At 45.3% G+C, this 16,113-nt stretch carries 17 protein-coding genes and 1 other RNA gene; 9 read left to right on the plus strand and 9 right to left on the minus strand.

From position 1 onward, the window contains the following. Nucleotides 1–552: 552 nt before the first annotated feature. Nucleotides 553–759 (plus strand): DUF1107 domain-containing protein, encoded by a 207-nt coding sequence (locus KIV40_RS01475; protein ID WP_005531630.1) that lies wholly within the window; start codon nt 553–555, stop codon nt 757–759. A gap of 79 nt (nt 760–838) precedes the next feature. Here KIV40_RS01475 and KIV40_RS01480 read toward each other — a convergent pair whose 3' ends face one another. From KIV40_RS01480 to KIV40_RS01490, 3 genes are read right to left on the minus strand one after another with little or no spacing between them, the layout of a single operon-like run. After that, nucleotides 839–2,047 carry an FAD-dependent 2-octaprenylphenol hydroxylase gene (locus KIV40_RS01480; protein ID WP_285347782.1) on the minus strand — a complete coding sequence of 403 codons (1,209 nt, stop codon included), beginning with the start codon at nt 2,045–2,047 and terminating at the stop codon, nt 839–841. A gap of 28 nt (nt 2,048–2,075) precedes the next feature. Next, nucleotides 2,076–3,254, minus strand: a complete 1,179-nt coding sequence (gene ubiH / locus KIV40_RS01485) for a 2-octaprenyl-6-methoxyphenyl hydroxylase (RefSeq protein ID WP_285347783.1) — start codon at nt 3,252–3,254, stop codon at nt 2,076–2,078. Between the two features lie 40 nt (nt 3,255–3,294). Further along, nucleotides 3,295–3,873, minus strand: a complete 579-nt coding sequence (locus KIV40_RS01490) for a YecA family protein (protein WP_010650321.1) — start codon at nt 3,871–3,873, stop codon at nt 3,295–3,297. Nucleotides 3,874–4,123: 250 nt separating this feature from the next. Between KIV40_RS01490 and KIV40_RS01495 the strand changes: the two genes are divergently transcribed. The 5 genes from KIV40_RS01495 (at nt 4,124) to serA (ending at nt 7,428) form a co-directional block, all read left to right on the plus strand. Further along, nucleotides 4,124–4,432, plus strand: coding sequence for a cell division protein ZapA (locus KIV40_RS01495; protein ID WP_285347784.1), 309 nt, complete (start codon nt 4,124–4,126; stop codon nt 4,430–4,432). Nucleotides 4,433–4,440: 8 nt separating this feature from the next. Then, a non-coding RNA gene (ssrS, locus tag KIV40_RS01500) (6S RNA) lies at nt 4,441–4,625 on the plus strand. A 5-nt stretch (nt 4,626–4,630) separates the two neighbouring features. Further along, nucleotides 4,631–5,224 carry a 5-formyltetrahydrofolate cyclo-ligase gene (locus KIV40_RS01505; RefSeq protein WP_012128929.1) on the plus strand — a complete coding sequence of 198 codons (594 nt, stop codon included), beginning with the start codon at nt 4,631–4,633 and terminating at the stop codon, nt 5,222–5,224. A 58-nt stretch (nt 5,225–5,282) separates the two neighbouring features. Then, on the plus strand, nt 5,283–5,939 hold the full coding sequence (rpiA, locus tag KIV40_RS01510; RefSeq protein WP_005436473.1) for a ribose-5-phosphate isomerase RpiA: 657 nt from the start codon (nt 5,283–5,285) through the stop codon (nt 5,937–5,939). 259 nt (nt 5,940–6,198) lie between these two features. Then, nucleotides 6,199–7,428: a phosphoglycerate dehydrogenase gene (gene serA, locus KIV40_RS01515; protein ID WP_285347786.1), complete on the plus strand. Its 1,230-nt coding sequence runs from the start codon at nt 6,199–6,201 to the stop codon at nt 7,426–7,428. Nucleotides 7,429–7,503: 75 nt separating this feature from the next. On the opposite strand, the gene KIV40_RS01520 is transcribed toward serA, so the two are convergent. Both KIV40_RS01520 and KIV40_RS01525 read right to left on the minus strand, forming a co-directional pair. After that, nucleotides 7,504–8,199, minus strand: coding sequence for an oxidative stress defense protein (locus tag KIV40_RS01520; protein WP_005429927.1), 696 nt, complete (start codon nt 8,197–8,199; stop codon nt 7,504–7,506). A 254-nt stretch (nt 8,200–8,453) separates the two neighbouring features. Further along, a complete protein-coding gene (locus KIV40_RS01525; RefSeq protein ID WP_285347787.1) occupies nt 8,454–9,350 on the minus strand; it encodes a LysR family transcriptional regulator ArgP in 897 nt (298 codons plus the stop codon). A gap of 172 nt (nt 9,351–9,522) precedes the next feature. On the opposite strand from KIV40_RS01525, the gene KIV40_RS01530 reads away from it, so the two are divergent. Next, nucleotides 9,523–10,152, plus strand: a complete 630-nt coding sequence (locus KIV40_RS01530) for a LysE/ArgO family amino acid transporter (RefSeq protein WP_005429924.1) — start codon at nt 9,523–9,525, stop codon at nt 10,150–10,152. Between the two features lie 24 nt (nt 10,153–10,176). Further along, the gene (locus KIV40_RS01535) at nt 10,177–10,659 is read left to right on the plus strand and encodes a YbaK/EbsC family protein (RefSeq protein WP_045451138.1); all 483 of its coding nucleotides are present in this window, start codon (nt 10,177–10,179) and stop codon (nt 10,657–10,659) included. Between the two features lie 71 nt (nt 10,660–10,730). On the opposite strand, the gene mscS is transcribed toward KIV40_RS01535, so the two are convergent. The 4 genes from mscS to epd all read right to left on the minus strand — a co-directional run bounded on the left by mscS (nt 10,731) and on the right by epd (nt 15,636). Next, nucleotides 10,731–11,597: a small-conductance mechanosensitive channel MscS gene (mscS, locus tag KIV40_RS01540; protein WP_005531607.1), complete on the minus strand. Its 867-nt coding sequence runs from the start codon at nt 11,595–11,597 to the stop codon at nt 10,731–10,733. A 458-nt stretch (nt 11,598–12,055) separates the two neighbouring features. After that, complete coding sequence (gene fbaA, locus KIV40_RS01545; RefSeq protein WP_012128936.1) at nt 12,056–13,132, minus strand: class II fructose-bisphosphate aldolase; 1,077 nt, start codon at nt 13,130–13,132, stop codon at nt 12,056–12,058. Nucleotides 13,133–13,284: 152 nt separating this feature from the next. Further along, nucleotides 13,285–14,445: a phosphoglycerate kinase gene (locus KIV40_RS01550; protein WP_005436484.1), complete on the minus strand. Its 1,161-nt coding sequence runs from the start codon at nt 14,443–14,445 to the stop codon at nt 13,285–13,287. A 153-nt stretch (nt 14,446–14,598) separates the two neighbouring features. Further along, entirely contained in the window at nt 14,599–15,636 is a 1,038-nt protein-coding gene (gene epd, locus KIV40_RS01555) for an erythrose-4-phosphate dehydrogenase (RefSeq protein ID WP_005531601.1), read from the minus strand. A 198-nt stretch (nt 15,637–15,834) separates the two neighbouring features. Here epd and KIV40_RS01560 point away from each other — a divergent pair, with 198 nt between their 5' ends. Next, on the plus strand, nt 15,835–16,071 hold the full coding sequence (locus tag KIV40_RS01560) for a hypothetical protein (protein ID WP_134976350.1): 237 nt from the start codon (nt 15,835–15,837) through the stop codon (nt 16,069–16,071). The last annotated feature ends 42 nt before the right edge of the window (nt 16,072–16,113 follow it).

Consider the following 16,113-nt stretch of genomic DNA (forward strand, 5'->3'; position numbering starts at 1 on the left):
CACATAAAAAACTCGTATATGCTGAATTTGTTGGTTAAGTTTTCAACAACGACTTAATCAACATAAAGTGAATCAGCTGACTTGTATGACAGCGTTCATTAAGTCAGTCGTCCACTTTTGTGTAATGCATCTGTGACTATTCGCCCGCCGAAGCGGGCTTTTTTTTGCGTGGAACTTTTTCCTTTTTACTTCCTCTAACTCAATGAAAGCAATGCATTTGAGGTTTCAACCTCATCAAAACGAACAAAATGCAACCCATTGAGTAAAAACATTTCGCAAACAATCATTTTCCTTCTATTCTTAATTCTGTAACAAAGCTGTTGCTTAATGCACCAAATAAGAACAGGAGGACTCAAGGACAGGTTCCTTCGACAATGATTTTTTGAGGTAATCCTCACGCTATTTGAGATATGACTCTGTCAATTTGTCTAAGGCAGCACAAATCTCTAAAGCAAAGGAGCTCAACTGCACTTAATACTATTGCTGTCACAATAATTTTTACGTGAGAAACGTAGAATGACTGGGCTAGGTAAGAGATAAGGAAGAGTAAATATGAGACTGTTTAAGCGCTATACACCAGGTATGATTGCTAAACACATAAGTCGTCTTTTTAAGGGAAGAATTTATATTTACGGAGTCGGTAAGTTCGAGTTTGATAACGGAAAATTGATACTGCCAGAGAAAGCTGAGAAGCGTCACTTTCAGGCAGTAAAAGAGATTAACCAAGAGATTATGAAGCTCAGATGCGCATACGCTTAGCTTAAAACATCGATGTAATAAGAAAGGCTGGATTAACCAGCCTTTTTTGTGTCTTTTATTCGCCAAGCGAGAGAGGCGTTTATTGACGCGCCAGTTCCGGCAAGTTGCCTTTCAAACCTAATGCACGTTTCATGATTTCGTCTTTTGCCCCCGGCAACTGTCCTGCTAGGCTCAAACCAATACCTCGGACCAGCTTCTTGGCAGGATTCTCACCAGAGAACAGATCACGGAAGCCTTGCATTGCTGCGATCATCTTCGCCGCTTCAGCTTTACGCCAACGCTCGTAACCACGTAGGTTACGTTTGGTGCCAATGTCCTGCCCTTGTTTCCACAGCGCCAATACTTCTTGCGCTAAGCTCGCAGCATCCAGTAAGCCAAGGTTCACACCCTGCCCCGCCAGCGGATGAATGGTATGGGCAGCATCGCCAACTAACGCCACGCGTTCGACTACAAAGTCTCGTGCATAACGCATCTTAAGTGGGAATGCAGCACGTTCACCAACCACTTCACACAAACCTAAGCGCACATCAAATTCGCTAGTCAGTGATTTATTGAATTCTTGCTCGTTCATCGCCAGCAGTTGCTCTGCGCGATTTGGTTCGGTAGACCAAACAATCGAACACATGTGTGGATCAGACATTGGCAGGAAAGCCAATGGACCTTGCGGTGTAAAGATCTGACGAGCAACGCTATTGTGTGGGTCTGCAGTTTTCACGTTCGCAACAAGGGCACTATGACCGTAATCCCAATGCGTTAGTGGGATATCCATTTGGTTACGCAGCCAAGAGTTTGCACCATCTGCGCCAACAACCAACTTAGCTGTCATAGCTTGACCATTGTCGAGCGTTAGCCAGCTTTCTTGCTCACCCACCGCAAGCGTTGCACAACGAGCAGGCATAAACAGCGTCACGTTATCGAGCTTTTGAACTTGCTCTAACAGCGCTAATTGAATCACACGGTTTTCAACGATATGACCGAGATCAGGCTGAGCCATTCTCTGCGCATCAAATGCGATATTCGCGAAACTGTCTTGCTCCCAGACTTCCATCGCATAGTATGGTGAGGCACGACGCTGCTCGATACCTTGCCACGCACCAAGGTTGCGAAGGATGGTTTCACTTGAACGACTTAACGCCGATACGCGAACATCTGGTAGTTCGTTGAGTGTGTCGTTTGGTACTGCTCCTTCAATAACGGCCACACGCAGGTCACTGTCCTTAAAAGCGGCCGCTAATGCTAAACCGACCATTCCACCGCCGATGATGGCGATATCTACACTTTGCATCATTGCTATTTGTTACCTAATTCGTTGCCGTTTATCGTTTCACTAAACCAAGTGTATGGCGTAGCAGCGGCTGCTTAAAAGTAGAAAGGTTATCCATCGTTGCGAGGGCAAGATTACGCCCAATTCGCATCGCCGGTAAATCATTTGAGAAAATATGCACGAGAGAGCTGGTTAGCCAAATCGTCTCGCTGCGATCGTCTTCACGGCGCTGGCTAAATCGCATTAAGCCTTGGTAACGACCCACGTCTTCAGCTTGCTTAACAACCTCTTCCGCTAAAGATGCCACATCACGAATACCAAGATTGAAGCCTTGCCCTGCAATCGGGTGAAGCGTCTGTGCGGCATTGCCGACAATAGCAAAACGGTGCGAAATGTTTTGCTTGCGATGACGAAGAAGAAGCGGATAGCTCGCGCGTTGTCCAACTTTCTCCATCGCACCTAGTCGCCAGCCAAAATCGTTCTGCAAGCGCTCAAGAAACTCTGCATCGGACAAGTTCACCACGGTTTGCGCTTCTTCAGGACGAAGGCACCATACTAACGACATACGGTTGTCACTCATCGGCAGCAGTGCGACTGGACCATTTTCAGTAAAACGTTCAAAAGCACGACCTTGATGAGGCTCTTGCGTCACAATGTTCGCAATCACTGCCACTTGGTCGAAATCATGTTCAGACAACTCTAGGCCGATTTGCTGACAACATTGCGATACTGCCCCATCGGCAGCCACCAGCAGTTTAGCTTCAAGCTTTTCACCGCTGCTCAGTTCAATGTGTACTTTGTCTTGCTCACGCTCGATGTTCGCAACCGAATCAGGGCAAAGCAGAGTGATCGCCTCACTCTTATCCAAAAGCTCTTGGTAGACACGGCCAACATCGGCGAGTTCCACTACGTAGCCAAGCGCTTCAACGCCAACTTCATGCTTGGTAATTTCGGTCATGCCCGCATGAGAGCGGTCAGAAACATGAATATGTTCAATTGGGGTAGCACAAGGCTCGATGGCAGACCACAACTGTAAGTGACGCAGGATGTTGACCGTACCGTAGGACAGAGCAATCGAGCGAGAGTCAAACCCAGGATGTTGGTCCGATTGGGCTTTAAAAGGCTCGACAACCGCAATTTGCAGTGCGCCTTTGGATAAACGGTCGATTGCCAGCGCCAGTGTGGCCCCTGCCATGGCACCACCAGCAATTACAACATCATATTGCCTCATGCTAACCTCTAGAAGCTATTCGATAATGGAGAACGAGTGATTAATGAATCGTTGGTTTGTTTTCGTTGCTTTCAGGACGAGCACCAAACTCTGCATGAATAGTTAATACGCAGGCTTTTACGTGTTCGATTACTTGCTCTAGCAATAGTGCTTGCTCGCCTAGGTCATCATCTTCATCAATGCCCAGCTTAGCGATTTCTTCTAGATCAGTTAATGCTTCTTTCGCATCGTCTGAGGCTTTATCAATTGCAATCCCCGCTAACCCCATACCAGAAATAAAGTGGTTCACAAAGTCAGACACGCCATCAGCTAGAGCAAACAAACCTTCTTCACCCGCTTCATCAGGAAGCAGCAGCGACAATTCCATAGAAGTGCCAGTTAGCTCGTTTACCGTTACTTGGAACACACTTTGTGCCAACCCTAATGCACTTGATGGCCAGCCCATGCCTTCGTTGGTGTAATCAAACAGAATCGGTTGCCAGGTTTGGTCGTTAATCGCCAATCCACCACTTAGCATGCCAACAAGTAGACCGTGCAACTCTGCTGGCGTCACAGCAAGACTTGCGGATTTCAGTTCGGCAGCAATAGATTGGTATTCAGGAAGGGTGATTTCACTCATAATCTTGGCTCATTCTTGCGTAATAATGTATCGACATATCCTACCATCAAGCCTAGTCGGCTGAAACGGCTATCAAATTCAATTTTGGACAGCATTTAGACAATTTGCCCAATTCCTGTGTGATCACTTCACCATTTTTCTTTCTGTGATGGGAAATGCTTGAATCTTAATAGCGCTTTTCCTATAGTTTCCTCCTCGGTAGTTGTATAACGCAACGCCTTAGATAGCGCGAATATAGAGTTTATTCATCATGAGCAATCAAGCGATCGACGTTGAAATCCTTGGCAAAATGACACGAGTCAATTGTCCAGCAGGGCAAGAAGAGTCACTAATTACAGCGGCTAAAGATCTTGATCGTCGATTGAAAGAGATGAGCGAGCGTATTAAGGTAACCAATGAAATTCAGCTACTGACTTTTGCTGCGTTGAACATTTGTTATGAATTGCACACCAAGTCATACGAATCTAACGGTCAGCAACAAGAAATGACTGAGCGAATGGAAAAGCTCACCGCGTCTTTAGAAAGCGCGCTTAGTAAAGTTACGCAAGGACAGCAGTAGATACCAAATTTACCCTGGGGTGTGCGTCAGTTGGATTTAAGTCCCTGAGCCGATAAGCAATACCTAAGGGTTAGTACTTGATAGCTATTGAGCAAGCTTGGCATGCACCGAGAAGCCTACGGTTATCATTGCTGATCCGCCTTGAACCAGCTGGTTCAAGGGCCACAATCCTCAACGGCACCCTGGGGTATCCTCTCTATGTCAGACCTATCTCGACAAGAATTCCGCAAACTTATCCGTGAAAAACGCAATGCGCTGTGTAGTGACACTCAGTTTCAAGCAGGGCTCGATCTGATTCACCAATTTTCACAATTACCGGAAATCAAAACCGCACAACACATTGCCATCTACCTCTCCGCCGATGGCGAGTTAGACACCAAACCTCTAATAGAGTCACTATGGCAGCAAGGTAAGTCGATTTACCTGCCCGTCATCCACCCTTTCTCGAAAGGTCAGTTACTCTTTTTGCAGTATCTCAATGATGATCAGTTGGTGTACAACAAATACGGAATCTTAGAACCTGCGCTGGATATTCGTCACCTCAAACCAGTGCGTGAGCTGGATGTCATTTGTACGCCGTTAGTCGGGTTTGACAGTGTCGGCCATCGCTTAGGTATGGGCGGAGGCTACTACGACCGTACGCTCTCACGCTGGTTTAGTACTGGCGAAGGCGCCAAACCTATCGGTATTGCCCACGATTGTCAGCACGTTGAACGTCTACCTATTGAAAATTGGGATATTCCATTGCCTAAGATCGTGACTCCAAGCCAAATCTGGCAATGGGAAAAGTAACACTTACCCGCTATAATCACGCCGCAAACGTTAACGAACATCTATTCAGGAGATTGGCATGACTCAAGATGAAATGAAGAAAGCGGCTGGTTGGGCAGCACTTAAGTATGTTGAGAAAGGCAGCATTGTCGGTGTTGGTACTGGCTCTACCGTGAATCACTTCATCGATGCCCTAGGCAGTATCAAAGATGATATCAAGGGTGCAGTGTCTAGCTCTGTTGCTTCAACTGAGCGTCTAAAAGAGCTTGGTATTGAGGTTTATGAGTGTAACGACGTAGCAATGCTAGATATCTACGTTGATGGTGCAGATGAAATCAACGCAGCACGTGAAATGATCAAAGGCGGCGGTGCTGCACTGACTCGTGAAAAGATCGTTGCGGCTATTTCAGAAAAATTCGTATGTATCGTTGACGGCACAAAAGCAGTTGACGTACTTGGCCAGTTCCCACTTCCTGTAGAAGTTATCCCAATGGCGCGTTCTTACGTGGCTCGTGAATTGGTAAAACTGGGCGGTGACCCTGCATACCGTGAAGGCGTAACAACGGACAACGGTAACGTAATCCTAGACGTACACAACATGCAAATCACTAACCCGAAAGAGCTTGAAGACAAGATCAACGGCATTGCAGGTGTGGTAACTGTGGGTCTATTCGCTCACCGTGGTGCTGACGTGGTTATCACTGGCACACCAGAAGGTGCGAAAATAGAAGAATAAATCATTAGATGATTTAAATTTTCTGTTGTTTCATTACAGACGGCGCCCTAGGACGCCGTTTTTTCTTCCTTTTTCTAAGAAAAGCATGCCTTATTCCGTAATTTTCTTACCCAAAGCAAAAATTTTTTGTTACTTTATTGAGCAGAAGACGCACAGGGAAACGTTTGTCTTCCGACAAAACTGTTAATTATCCCCTTTTTAATGGTTTTGCTTTATGTGCGCCACATTAGCCCACCTTTCCATTTTAAGGACGAGAAAAATGGCCAAAGTTTCACTGGAAAAAGAAAAGATTAAGATCCTCTTGCTCGAGGGACTTCACCCTTCTTCAGTTGAAGTTCTTCAAGCAGCTGGCTACAGCAACATTGAATATCACAAAGGTTCCCTTTCAGAAGAAGAGCTGATTGAAGCAGTAAAAGACGTGCACTTCATCGGTATCCGTTCCCGAACGAACCTATCGGAAGAAGTGATCAATGCGGCGAACAAGCTAGTTGCAATTGGCTGTTTTTGTATCGGTACCAACCAAGTTGACCTAAGTGCTGCCGCTCGACGCGGTGTCCCTGTATTTAATGCACCATTCTCAAACACGCGCAGCGTTGCCGAGTTGGTGTTAGGGCAAGTTCTACTGCTTCTTCGTGGTATCCCTGAGAAAAACGCACTCGCACACCGTGGTATTTGGAAGAAGAGTGCAGACAGCTCTTACGAAGCACGTGGTAAGCGTCTGGGTATCATCGGTTACGGTCATATCGGCACTCAGTTGGGTATCATCGCAGAAAACTTGGGCATGCGTGTCTACTACTACGATATCGAAAACAAGCTTTCTCTAGGTAATGCAACGCAAGTGTTCACTATGAGTGAGCTACTGAACAAGTGTGACGTGATCTCTTTGCACGTACCTGAAACACCAGAAACTAAGAACATGATGGGTGAAGCAGAGTTTGCACGCATGAAGCCCGGTGCAATCTTTATCAACGCTGCACGTGGTACCGTGGTCGACATCCCTGCGCTATGCCATAGCCTAGAATCCGGCCATATCTCGGGGGCTGCGATTGATGTATTCCCTGTAGAACCGAAAACCAATGCGGATGCATTTGAGTCTCCATTGCAGAAGTTCGACAACGTCATCCTAACTCCACACGTCGGTGGCTCAACGCAAGAAGCGCAAGAGAATATCGGTGTTGAAGTAGCAGGTAAACTGGCGAAATACTCAGATAACGGCTCAACCCTATCAAGCATGAACTTCCCAGAAGTATCACTGCCTGAACACCGTGAATGCTCGCGTCTACTGCACATCCACAAAAACCGCCCAGGTATCCTGACGCAAATCAACACCATCTTCGCAGAAGAAGGCATTAACATCGCGGGTCAGTACCTACAAACGGCAGCAGAGATCGGCTACGTAGTTATCGACGTTGAGACGTCTCGCTCAGAAGAAGCACTCGTGAAACTAAAAGGCATCGAAGGCACAATTCGTGCTCGTATCCTTCACTAAGCGCGGATTAATGAACATAAAAAAGGCAGGGACTTCCCTGCCTTTTCTGTTTCTATTCATCGTGTTTAACCGGGCTTATTTAAGCTTGTAAACCACATCAACTTGGTCACGAATCACGAGTGTAGAGTCTTGGTAGCTGTTAGAGCTCTCTCTCGCATCCATTGCCATCGAGCGCATCAGTACAGGGCGAGCGTGCATTTGGTTATAATTGATCTGCCACACATCACCTAGCTTCTTATCAAACCCCGTCGCTAAAGAGGCCGCTTTGCTTTGCGCGTCTTTAATCGCTGCCATACGTGCCTTTTGCTGGTACTCAGATTGGTTACTCACTTTAAGCTGAATGTTGTCGACTTGGTTGATGCCCGCCTTAAGCGCCATGTCCAAGTATTCATTCAAATTCGCTAAATCACTGACGGTTACATCAATGCTGCGTGACGCTCGGTAACCAACCAGTTCCGCTTTCCCAGATTTCGGGTAGTGGTACTGTGGCGCTAAGTACAAGTTTGAGCTGGTAATATTGTCTTTCGATAAACCAGCATCGGCTAGGCTCTTCAGAAACTCATCAACCGTATTATCGACCGATTGTTTCGCCTGCTCAGCTGTCATTGTCGTATCAACAACCTTTACAGAGAAGGTTGCCATATCTGGTGTTGCAACCACTTCACCGTAACCCGTGGTTGATACATGGGCAAAATTCGGCACATCATTCGCAAAAACAGAAATGCTGGTAAGGCTGAGTGCTGAGGCCAATAAACATGAAGACAGTTTCATTCGATAAATCCATCCGTTTTGAAAGATTGAAGTCACTCCACATGCCGGAGTTCAGGCGAGATACTCGATGAATGCCTTGGCGAATGAATTGGCGTCTAAACTCGAATAATAAGAGACACCAATGAACTGGAGTGTATATAGACTAATCATAGAAACTTCTGCCAATTATCCAAGCGCCCTACGCGACTTCTAACACAACTTTGACTGTGTTACTTCGCAGTGATTTCCCTTTAATACGCGAGTCAGTTGGGAACTTATTGCGGAAGGTGCTGTTGCGCGTAACCTACAATCGCTTGTGAGATCTCTTGAAGCACACCCGTTTCTAACTGCCAGTGATGCCAGTAAATTCGATAAGACATTAAAAAGCCAGGCGTAATATCGATTAACTCGCCATTCTCTAATTCATCAGTGATCTGCAACCTAGGAATCAAACAATAAGCGACTCCAGCTAATGCCATTTTAAGAAAAGCTTCAGAACTACTGATGTTGTGATGAATCACGCGGTCTGGCCTAACGTTGAAGTGTTCAGTCAAAAACTTCTTATGTAAATCATCGTATTGATCATAAGAGACTGCTGGCGCTTTAGCCAGTGTTTGATTATTCACGCCTTCTGTAAAATATCGCTGATAAAACTCAGGGTTGGCGACACAAACATAATCAATGCGACCAAGGTAATCCGCTCGACAGCCCGGGATGGCTTGAGATTCCAAACTGATTGCCCCAGCGACCTCACCACTTCTGAGTTTTTCAATTGAGCGCGACTCACCGTAGATGGTTAACTTAAGCTCTACTTGACGATGCTTCATTACATCCTGCAGCGCAGGTAGCAGCCATGTCGCAAGACTATCTGCATTGGTTGCTAATGAAAGCTGTACAGGCCGTGTTGTGGTGTCGTTTTTGAGTTCTGGTAGGATTTCATGTTCAAGGAGCCTGACACGACGATAAAGCCCGAGCAGCTTCTTACCTATCGGGGTTGGCTTGGGTGGTTGCTCACGAATAAGAACCGGCTGAGCGAGATATTTCTCGAGTTGCTTGATACGCTGGGAAATAGCTGATTGCGAAACAAAAAGGTGCTCCGCTGCTCGGTCAAAACTGCCTTGGTGTACCACCGCATCCAAAGCCTCTATCCACTTATAATCCAATCCTCGCACGTGTTTTTCCTCCCTAATAAACGCCAAAGCCAAAGCCAAAGCCAAAGCCAAAGCCAAAGCCAAAAGATAAGCAAAGCTAATAATATATTAAAATCATTAATTATACTTATTTAAATAAAAGCTTTATCTTCCACTCCTCTGTTGTTCTATTGCTAAATTTTTGAGGTGTGTTGTGAGCTTTTGGGTGTTATTACAAGGATTCGGTTTAGGTGCGACGATGATCATTCCAATCGGTGCGCAGAATGCGTACGTCCTTAACCAAGGTATTAAGCGCCAACATCACCTGACGACCGCGACCATCTGTAGCATCCTAGATATGCTCTTCATTTCGCTCGGCATTTTCGGTGGCGGTGCAATTCTGTCGCAAAATGAAATCCTACTGACATCGGTGACATTAGGTGGCATTGCTTTCTTGAGCGTTTACGGCTTACTGTCATTAAAGAGTGCATTCAAACCCGCAGACGCTTCAGAGTCGAAAGGTGAAGTGGTTGCGCGCGGGCGCCGCACCGTGATTCTCGGCGCACTGGCGGTTACCGTTTTGAACCCGCACCTCTACTTGGATACTGTGGTGATCTTAGGTTCTATCGGTGGTCAGTTCGAAGGCAACGATCGTATCGCATTTGCAATGGGCACCATCATGGCGTCATTTGTATGGTTCTACACGTTGTCATTAGGCGCAGCGAAGTTGGGCCCGACACTCTCAAAACCGAAAGTGAAGAAAGGCATCGATATTGCGGTTGCCGCTATGATGTTTACTATCGCTTTTGTACTTGCGAATGAGTTAGTCACCAAATACTGGTAAAGACAAATAGGAAAGAAACACGACATGGAGTCACTGGAAAAAATCTATCAACTCAATCGAGAGCGATTTAATGCGCTCTCCATCCCCTTTCGAGAGTGGCAACATGAAGCCATTCTCGACTTCGAAACCGACCTCAAAGTCGCCGCACAACTCGGTTGGACCGGCACGCATACTAAGAGTCTTTTTCTCAAGCTAAAAGGGCAAGGTTATGCCGTATACCTAACCGACAAGGATTCACGTTTAGACTCCAAGCAAATCAAAGCCATGACTGGTAAACGACCTTCAATTTGCAGCGACGATGAAATGGTTGAGCAGCTAGGCTGTATACCCGGTGCAGTTTGTCCTATTGGCTTACCTGAGCATGTCACTATTATCGTCGATACGGCACTCTACCAACACGATGAGTTGCTCTATACACCAGGTTTACCCGAGTTAACCTTTGGCTTTGCAGGTAGCGAACTTAAACGTCTGCTCCTTGCTGGCAGTAACACTCTGCTAGAACTTTAGAACTTTAGAACATTGGGATATAAAAAAAGCGAGGCCATTGCCTCGCTTTTTCATGTTCTCAATCGAAGGGATTAAGCTTCTACTTTGTTCAAGTGAACGTCCATTTGTGGGAATGGAATTTCGATACCAGCTGCATCCAACGCTTCTTTGATTGCTAGAGTAGAATCGAAGTAAACGTCCCAGTAATCAGCTGTTTTACACCATGGACGAACTACGAAGTTAACTGAAGAATCTGCTAGTGCTAACACACCAATCGTCATGTCTGGATCTTTCAGGATACGAGGGTCTTTTTCTAGCGTTTCACGAATCACTTGTTTAGTTTGCTTAAGATCCGCTTTGTAAGAAACACCAATCACTAGATCTACACGACGCGTCGCGTGGCGAGAGTAGTTAGTGATTGCGCCGCCAATAACTGACGAGTTAGGTACAACAACCATTTTGTTGTCTGGTGTTTTTAGTACTGTTTGGAAGATTTGAATTGCTTCAACGCTACCTGCCACACCGCCGATTTCTACGTAGTCACCAGACTTGAATGGACGGAATGCAACAATCAATACACCCGCAGCGAAGTTAGATAGTGAGCCTTGTAGAGCAAGACCAACAGCAAGACCTGCCGCACCGATTACCGCAACTACAGATGCAGTTTGAACACCTACACGACCTAGTGCCGCGATAAGTACGATAACAAATAGAAGGTAACGAACTAGACCGTTGACGAATTCAACAACCGCTTTGTCCATCTTTTTCTTTTCAAGCACTTTTGAAACGCTGTTTGCTACCGCTTTAACGATAATGTTACCGATAAATAGGATCAGCAGTGCAGATATGATGTTTACACCGTACTGAATAAGAAGATCTGAGTTGTTATTTAGCCATGTTTCAGCTTTGCTCAAACCATCCGTTAAAGAGGTATCGATACCCATCGATTCACCTGCCATATTCGTATCCTCAAAATAAAGATATATAAATCTAATTGCCGTTAACTTATGAACCGTGTTTTTTATAGGTTCTTATTCACAACAACATCCCTATTGTTTTCCTGAACACTGTCAGATTTTTGGCACAATATCTCAAAACTGAAATTTTGCAAAGTCAGAGTTTCGCAAAGACCTACAAAACAAAGTGTTATCAGAGTTTTCTGATATCGGCATATTACAGAGTACGCAATGGATTTACATTTCGCCACATTTTTTACTTGGTTTTATGCCACTTGGTGCTGAAATGCGCTTGGTTTCGAAATTTGCGCCAAAAACAGAAGGGATATGAAGTAAGGTGATCATATAGCAGTTGACCGAGTTATCAATTGCCACAAGAGAGAGAATCCGAATTGTCTCATTGTCTAGACATAAAAAAACCCGCTCTGAGAGCGGGTTTTTAAAAACTCAGGTAAGACGAATTATAGTACGTCTACTGCGTTTAGGTCAGCAAATGCTTTCTCTAGACGAGCTACCATTGAAGCTTGACCAGCACGTAGCCATACGCGTGGATCGTAGTACTTCTTGTTTGGCGCGTCTTCGCCAGTTGGGTTACCGATTTGGCCTTGTAGGTAATCGCGGTTGTCAGCTTCGTACTGACGGATACCATCCCATGTAGCCCACTGTGTATCAGTATCGATGTTCATTTTGATAACACCGTAGCCGATAGACTCTTGGATTTCTGCTTCAGTAGAACCAGAACCACCGTGGAATACGAAGTTTAGAGCGTTTGGTGCAATACCGAACTTCTCTGCACAGTATGCTTGAGAGTCACGTAGGATAGTTGGAGTTAGAACAACGTTACCTGGCTTGTATACACCGTGTACGTTACCGAAAGATGCTGCGATAGTGAAACGTGGGCTAACAGCACTTAGTTTCTCGTATGCGTATGCAACGTCTTCTGGAGAAGTGTAAAGCTCAGATGCGTCCATATCAGAGTTATCAACGCCGTCTTCTTCACCACCAGTACAACCAAGTTCGATCTCGATTGTCATGTTCATTTTAGCCATGCGCTCTAGGTACTTAGCACATGTTTCGATGTTCTCTTCTAGAGACTCTTCAGAAAGGTCTAGCATGTGAGAAGAGAATAGAGGCTTACCAGTTTGAGCGAAGAACTCTTCACCAGCGTCTAGTAGACCGTCGATCCATGGTAGAAGTTTCTTAGCAGCGTGGTCAGTGTGTAGGATTACTGGCACACCGTAAGCTTCAGCTACAGCGTGAACGTATTTAGCACCAGCTACAGCGCCAAGGATTTGAGCACCTTGACCTTCAAGTTTAACGCCTTTACCAGCGAAGAAAGCTGCGCCGCCGTTAGAGAACTGAACAACAACTGGAGCTTTAACTTTTGCAGCTGCTTCAAGTACTGCGTTTACAGAATCAGTACCAACAACGTTTACTGCTGGAAGTGCAAAGTTGTTCTCTTTTGCTACTTCAAATACTTTCTGAACGTCATCGCCAGAGATAACACCTGGTTTTACGAAGTCGAAGATCTTAGACATGGATGTAATCCTATTTATCTGTCGTTTTATAAACAAAACTTGTTAAATTGAAAATCTTGCAAACGTTTGCTCACAACTGGGGCTATTTTAGCAGAGTTCCACTCTCGTTGCAGCAAACAAGAAAGCGGGAGAGGACTCCCGCTTTACTAATATTACTTAGCGCGTGCTTCTAGCATTTCAACTGCTGGAAGTACTTTACCTTCTACGAACTCAAGGAAAGCACCGCCGCCAGTAGAGATGTAAGATACGTCAGCTTTGATACCGAACTTGTCGATAGCTGCTAGCGTGTCACCACCACCTGCAACAGAGAAACCTTCAGAAGCTGCGATAGCTTCAGAGATACCTTTAGTACCTGCTTCGAAGTTCTTGAATTCGAATACGCCTACTGGACCGTTCCATAGGATAGTCTTAGCATTCTTAAGGATTTCTGCTAGTTCAGCAGTTGAATCTGGACCAAGGTCGAAGATCATGTCGTCGTCTTGTACTTCAGAAACGTGCTTGATTTCAGCTTCTGCGTTCTCGTCGAATGCTTTCGCACATGCAACGTCAGTTGCTACTGGAATTGCACACTCGTCCATTAGCTTCTTAGCTGTTTCAACTAGGTCTGCTTCGTATAGAGACTTACCAACGTTGTGGCCAGCAGCTGCGATGAATGTGTTAGCAATACCACCGCCAACAACTAGTTGGTCAGCGATTTTAGATAGAGACTCAAGAACAGTTAGCTTAGTAGAAACTTTTGAACCACCTACGATAGCAACCATTGGACGAGCTGGCTTGTCCATTGCTTTGCCTAGCGCTTCTAGTTCGTTCGCTAGTAGAGGACCAGCACATGCTACGTCTGCGTGCATGCCTACACCGTGAGTAGATGCTTGTGCACGGTGAGCTGTACCGAATGCGTCCATTACGAAGATGTCACATAGAGAAGCGTATTGCTTAGATAATTCTTCCTCGTTTTTCTTCTCGCCTTTGTTAAAGCGAACGTTTTCTAGAACAACGAGTTCACCAGCGTTTAGTTCTAGACCGTTTAGGTAGTCTTTCGCTAGTTTAACTTCGCAGTCTAGTGCGTCGTTTAGGTAGTTAACTACTGGTTGTAGAGAGAACTCTTCAGCGTATTCACCTTCAGTTGGGCGACCTAGGTGAGAAGTAACCATAACTTTAGCGCCTGCTTCTAGACAGTGCTTGATAGTTGGAAGAGATGCGATGATACGTGCATCTGAAGTTACTTTACCGTCTTTTACTGGCACGTTTAGGTCAGCACGGATAAATACACGTTTACCTGCAAGATCCAGGTCAGTCATCTTGATTACAGACATGATGTGTCCTCTCAAATATTAAATAATTAAAGTTTTTAAAAACTCGGCAATCCTGCCAAGCCCGTTAATTCTTCAAACTGGTTACAGATATGGAGATACGTCAGATTTATTTCAAGGCTTAAAATAAAAAATTTCTCCATCGCCTCTTCACCATTATTGCTCCACTTGTGAAGAAGCTTGCATTGCTAAGGCGGTATCCAGCATCCGGTTAGCAAAGCCCCATTCGTTATCGCACCAAACGAGCATTTTAACGAGTTGCCCGTTACTCACTCTTGTCTGAGTTCCATCCACAATTGCACTATGGGGATCGTGGTTAAAGTCGATGGAAACGAGCGGCGATTCAGTATAGTCAACAATGTCACGTAATGTACACTGAGATGCGTTAACAATGGTTTGATTTACGTCATTAACTTTCACATTTGTACTAATTGTGACACTTAAATCCATCGCAGTGACGTTAACTGTCGGAACTCGAACCGAAATTGCTTCGAATTTGTTGGAAAATTTCGGGAAGATTCTTTCAATACCCTTATGCAACTTAGTATCGACAGGAATGATGGATTGACTGGCTGCACGCGTACGACGTAAATCATTGTGGTAAGCGTCGATAACTTGCTGATCGTTCATTGAAGAGTGAATCGTGGTGATGGTGCCAGACTCAATGCCAAAGGCCTCATCTAATACTTTGATGATAGGAACGATACAGTTGGTGGTACATGAACCGTTGGACACCACGCGGTGTTCATCTTTGAGGGTTTCGTGGTTCACACCGTAGATAATGGTGTTATCGAGATCGCTTGCGCCAGGATGTGAAAACAGAACTTTTTGCGCGCCAGCTTCAATATGAGCTTGGCCGTCTGCTTGTGAGCCAAAAACACCAGTGCAATCGAGCACGATGTCGACTTCTAAGTCACGCCATGGCAAGAGTTCAATTTCAGCAAGGTGAAGGATTCTAATGGGATCGTATTCACTACTGTCGTGGTGAACATAGAGGTGCTCTTGGTCGTGCGAGATTTTCTTTCCGAAGCGGCCATGACTGGTGTCATATTGAAGAAGATGTGCCATCGCTTCGGGTTGCGCGAGTTCATTAACCGCCACAACTTTTATCTGCTGATGCTTACCGCTCTCATATACTGCACGCAGTACATTACGACCGATACGTCCAAATCCATTGATCGCAACTTTTAGCATTTATCCTTCGCCTCACCAAAAATTCGTGTCACAGATAGTACCTGATACGGAGGCTGAGCGCATTAAGTAAGTGATCTACCTCGCGGTAAACTATCTTTTCACTTCACAATACATTCACACCAGAAATATATTAATTTCTGACCTCGCGTATTTCACTTGGCACTTTAGCTCCTTGTTTGACCACCAAAGGAAATGCGTATGTCAGGTGTTCCCGCAGCTCACTTTTGTAAGCGATGCAATAGAGAAACACCACACTCTGAAGTGCTAGTCCGTAAACCAAGCAGTTATGATACGGATAAATCGATTCTTGGAATGTTAAAGCTTTGGGCTCACACCCTGATAAATGGCGGTCACTATTACGATATGGATCGCTATGTCACCTGCAAGGAATGTGGACACAAAGAGAAAGACAATTGGGGAAAAGAATTTGAGTAGGCACAAAAAAACCGAGCATTAACGCTCTAATGCCGATCAGTT

Source organism: Vibrio sp. D173a, from assembly GCF_030248475.1.

Excerpts from the sequence above, each read along its gene's own strand:
- rpiA (WP_005436473.1), top strand. The coding sequence starts at position 5,283 with ATGACTCAAGATGAAATGAAGAAAGCGGCTGGTTGGGCAGCACTTAAG.
- KIV40_RS01480 (WP_285347782.1), bottom strand. The coding sequence starts at position 2,047 with ATGATGCAAAGTGTAGATATCGCCATCATCGGCGGTGGAATGGTCGGT.
- fbaA (WP_012128936.1), bottom strand. The coding sequence starts at position 13,132 with ATGTCTAAGATCTTCGACTTCGTAAAACCAGGTGTTATCTCTGGCGAT.
- serA (WP_285347786.1), top strand. The coding sequence starts at position 6,199 with ATGGCCAAAGTTTCACTGGAAAAAGAAAAGATTAAGATCCTCTTGCTC.
- KIV40_RS01520 (WP_005429927.1), bottom strand. The coding sequence starts at position 8,199 with ATGAAACTGTCTTCATGTTTATTGGCCTCAGCACTCAGCCTTACCAGC.
- KIV40_RS01550 (WP_005436484.1), bottom strand. The coding sequence starts at position 14,445 with ATGTCTGTAATCAAGATGACTGACCTGGATCTTGCAGGTAAACGTGTA.
- epd (WP_005531601.1), bottom strand. The coding sequence starts at position 15,636 with ATGCTAAAAGTTGCGATCAATGGATTTGGACGTATCGGTCGTAATGTA.
- mscS (WP_005531607.1), bottom strand. The coding sequence starts at position 11,597 with ATGGCAGGTGAATCGATGGGTATCGATACCTCTTTAACGGATGGTTTG.
- KIV40_RS01535 (WP_045451138.1), top strand. The coding sequence starts at position 10,177 with ATGGAGTCACTGGAAAAAATCTATCAACTCAATCGAGAGCGATTTAAT.
- KIV40_RS01490 (WP_010650321.1), bottom strand. The coding sequence starts at position 3,873 with ATGAGTGAAATCACCCTTCCTGAATACCAATCTATTGCTGCCGAACTG.
- KIV40_RS01495 (WP_285347784.1), top strand. The coding sequence starts at position 4,124 with ATGAGCAATCAAGCGATCGACGTTGAAATCCTTGGCAAAATGACACGA.
- KIV40_RS01475 (WP_005531630.1), top strand. The coding sequence starts at position 553 with ATGAGACTGTTTAAGCGCTATACACCAGGTATGATTGCTAAACACATA.
- KIV40_RS01505 (WP_012128929.1), top strand. The coding sequence starts at position 4,631 with ATGTCAGACCTATCTCGACAAGAATTCCGCAAACTTATCCGTGAAAAA.
- KIV40_RS01560 (WP_134976350.1), top strand. The coding sequence starts at position 15,835 with ATGTCAGGTGTTCCCGCAGCTCACTTTTGTAAGCGATGCAATAGAGAA.
- ubiH (WP_285347783.1), bottom strand. The coding sequence starts at position 3,254 with ATGAGGCAATATGATGTTGTAATTGCTGGTGGTGCCATGGCAGGGGCC.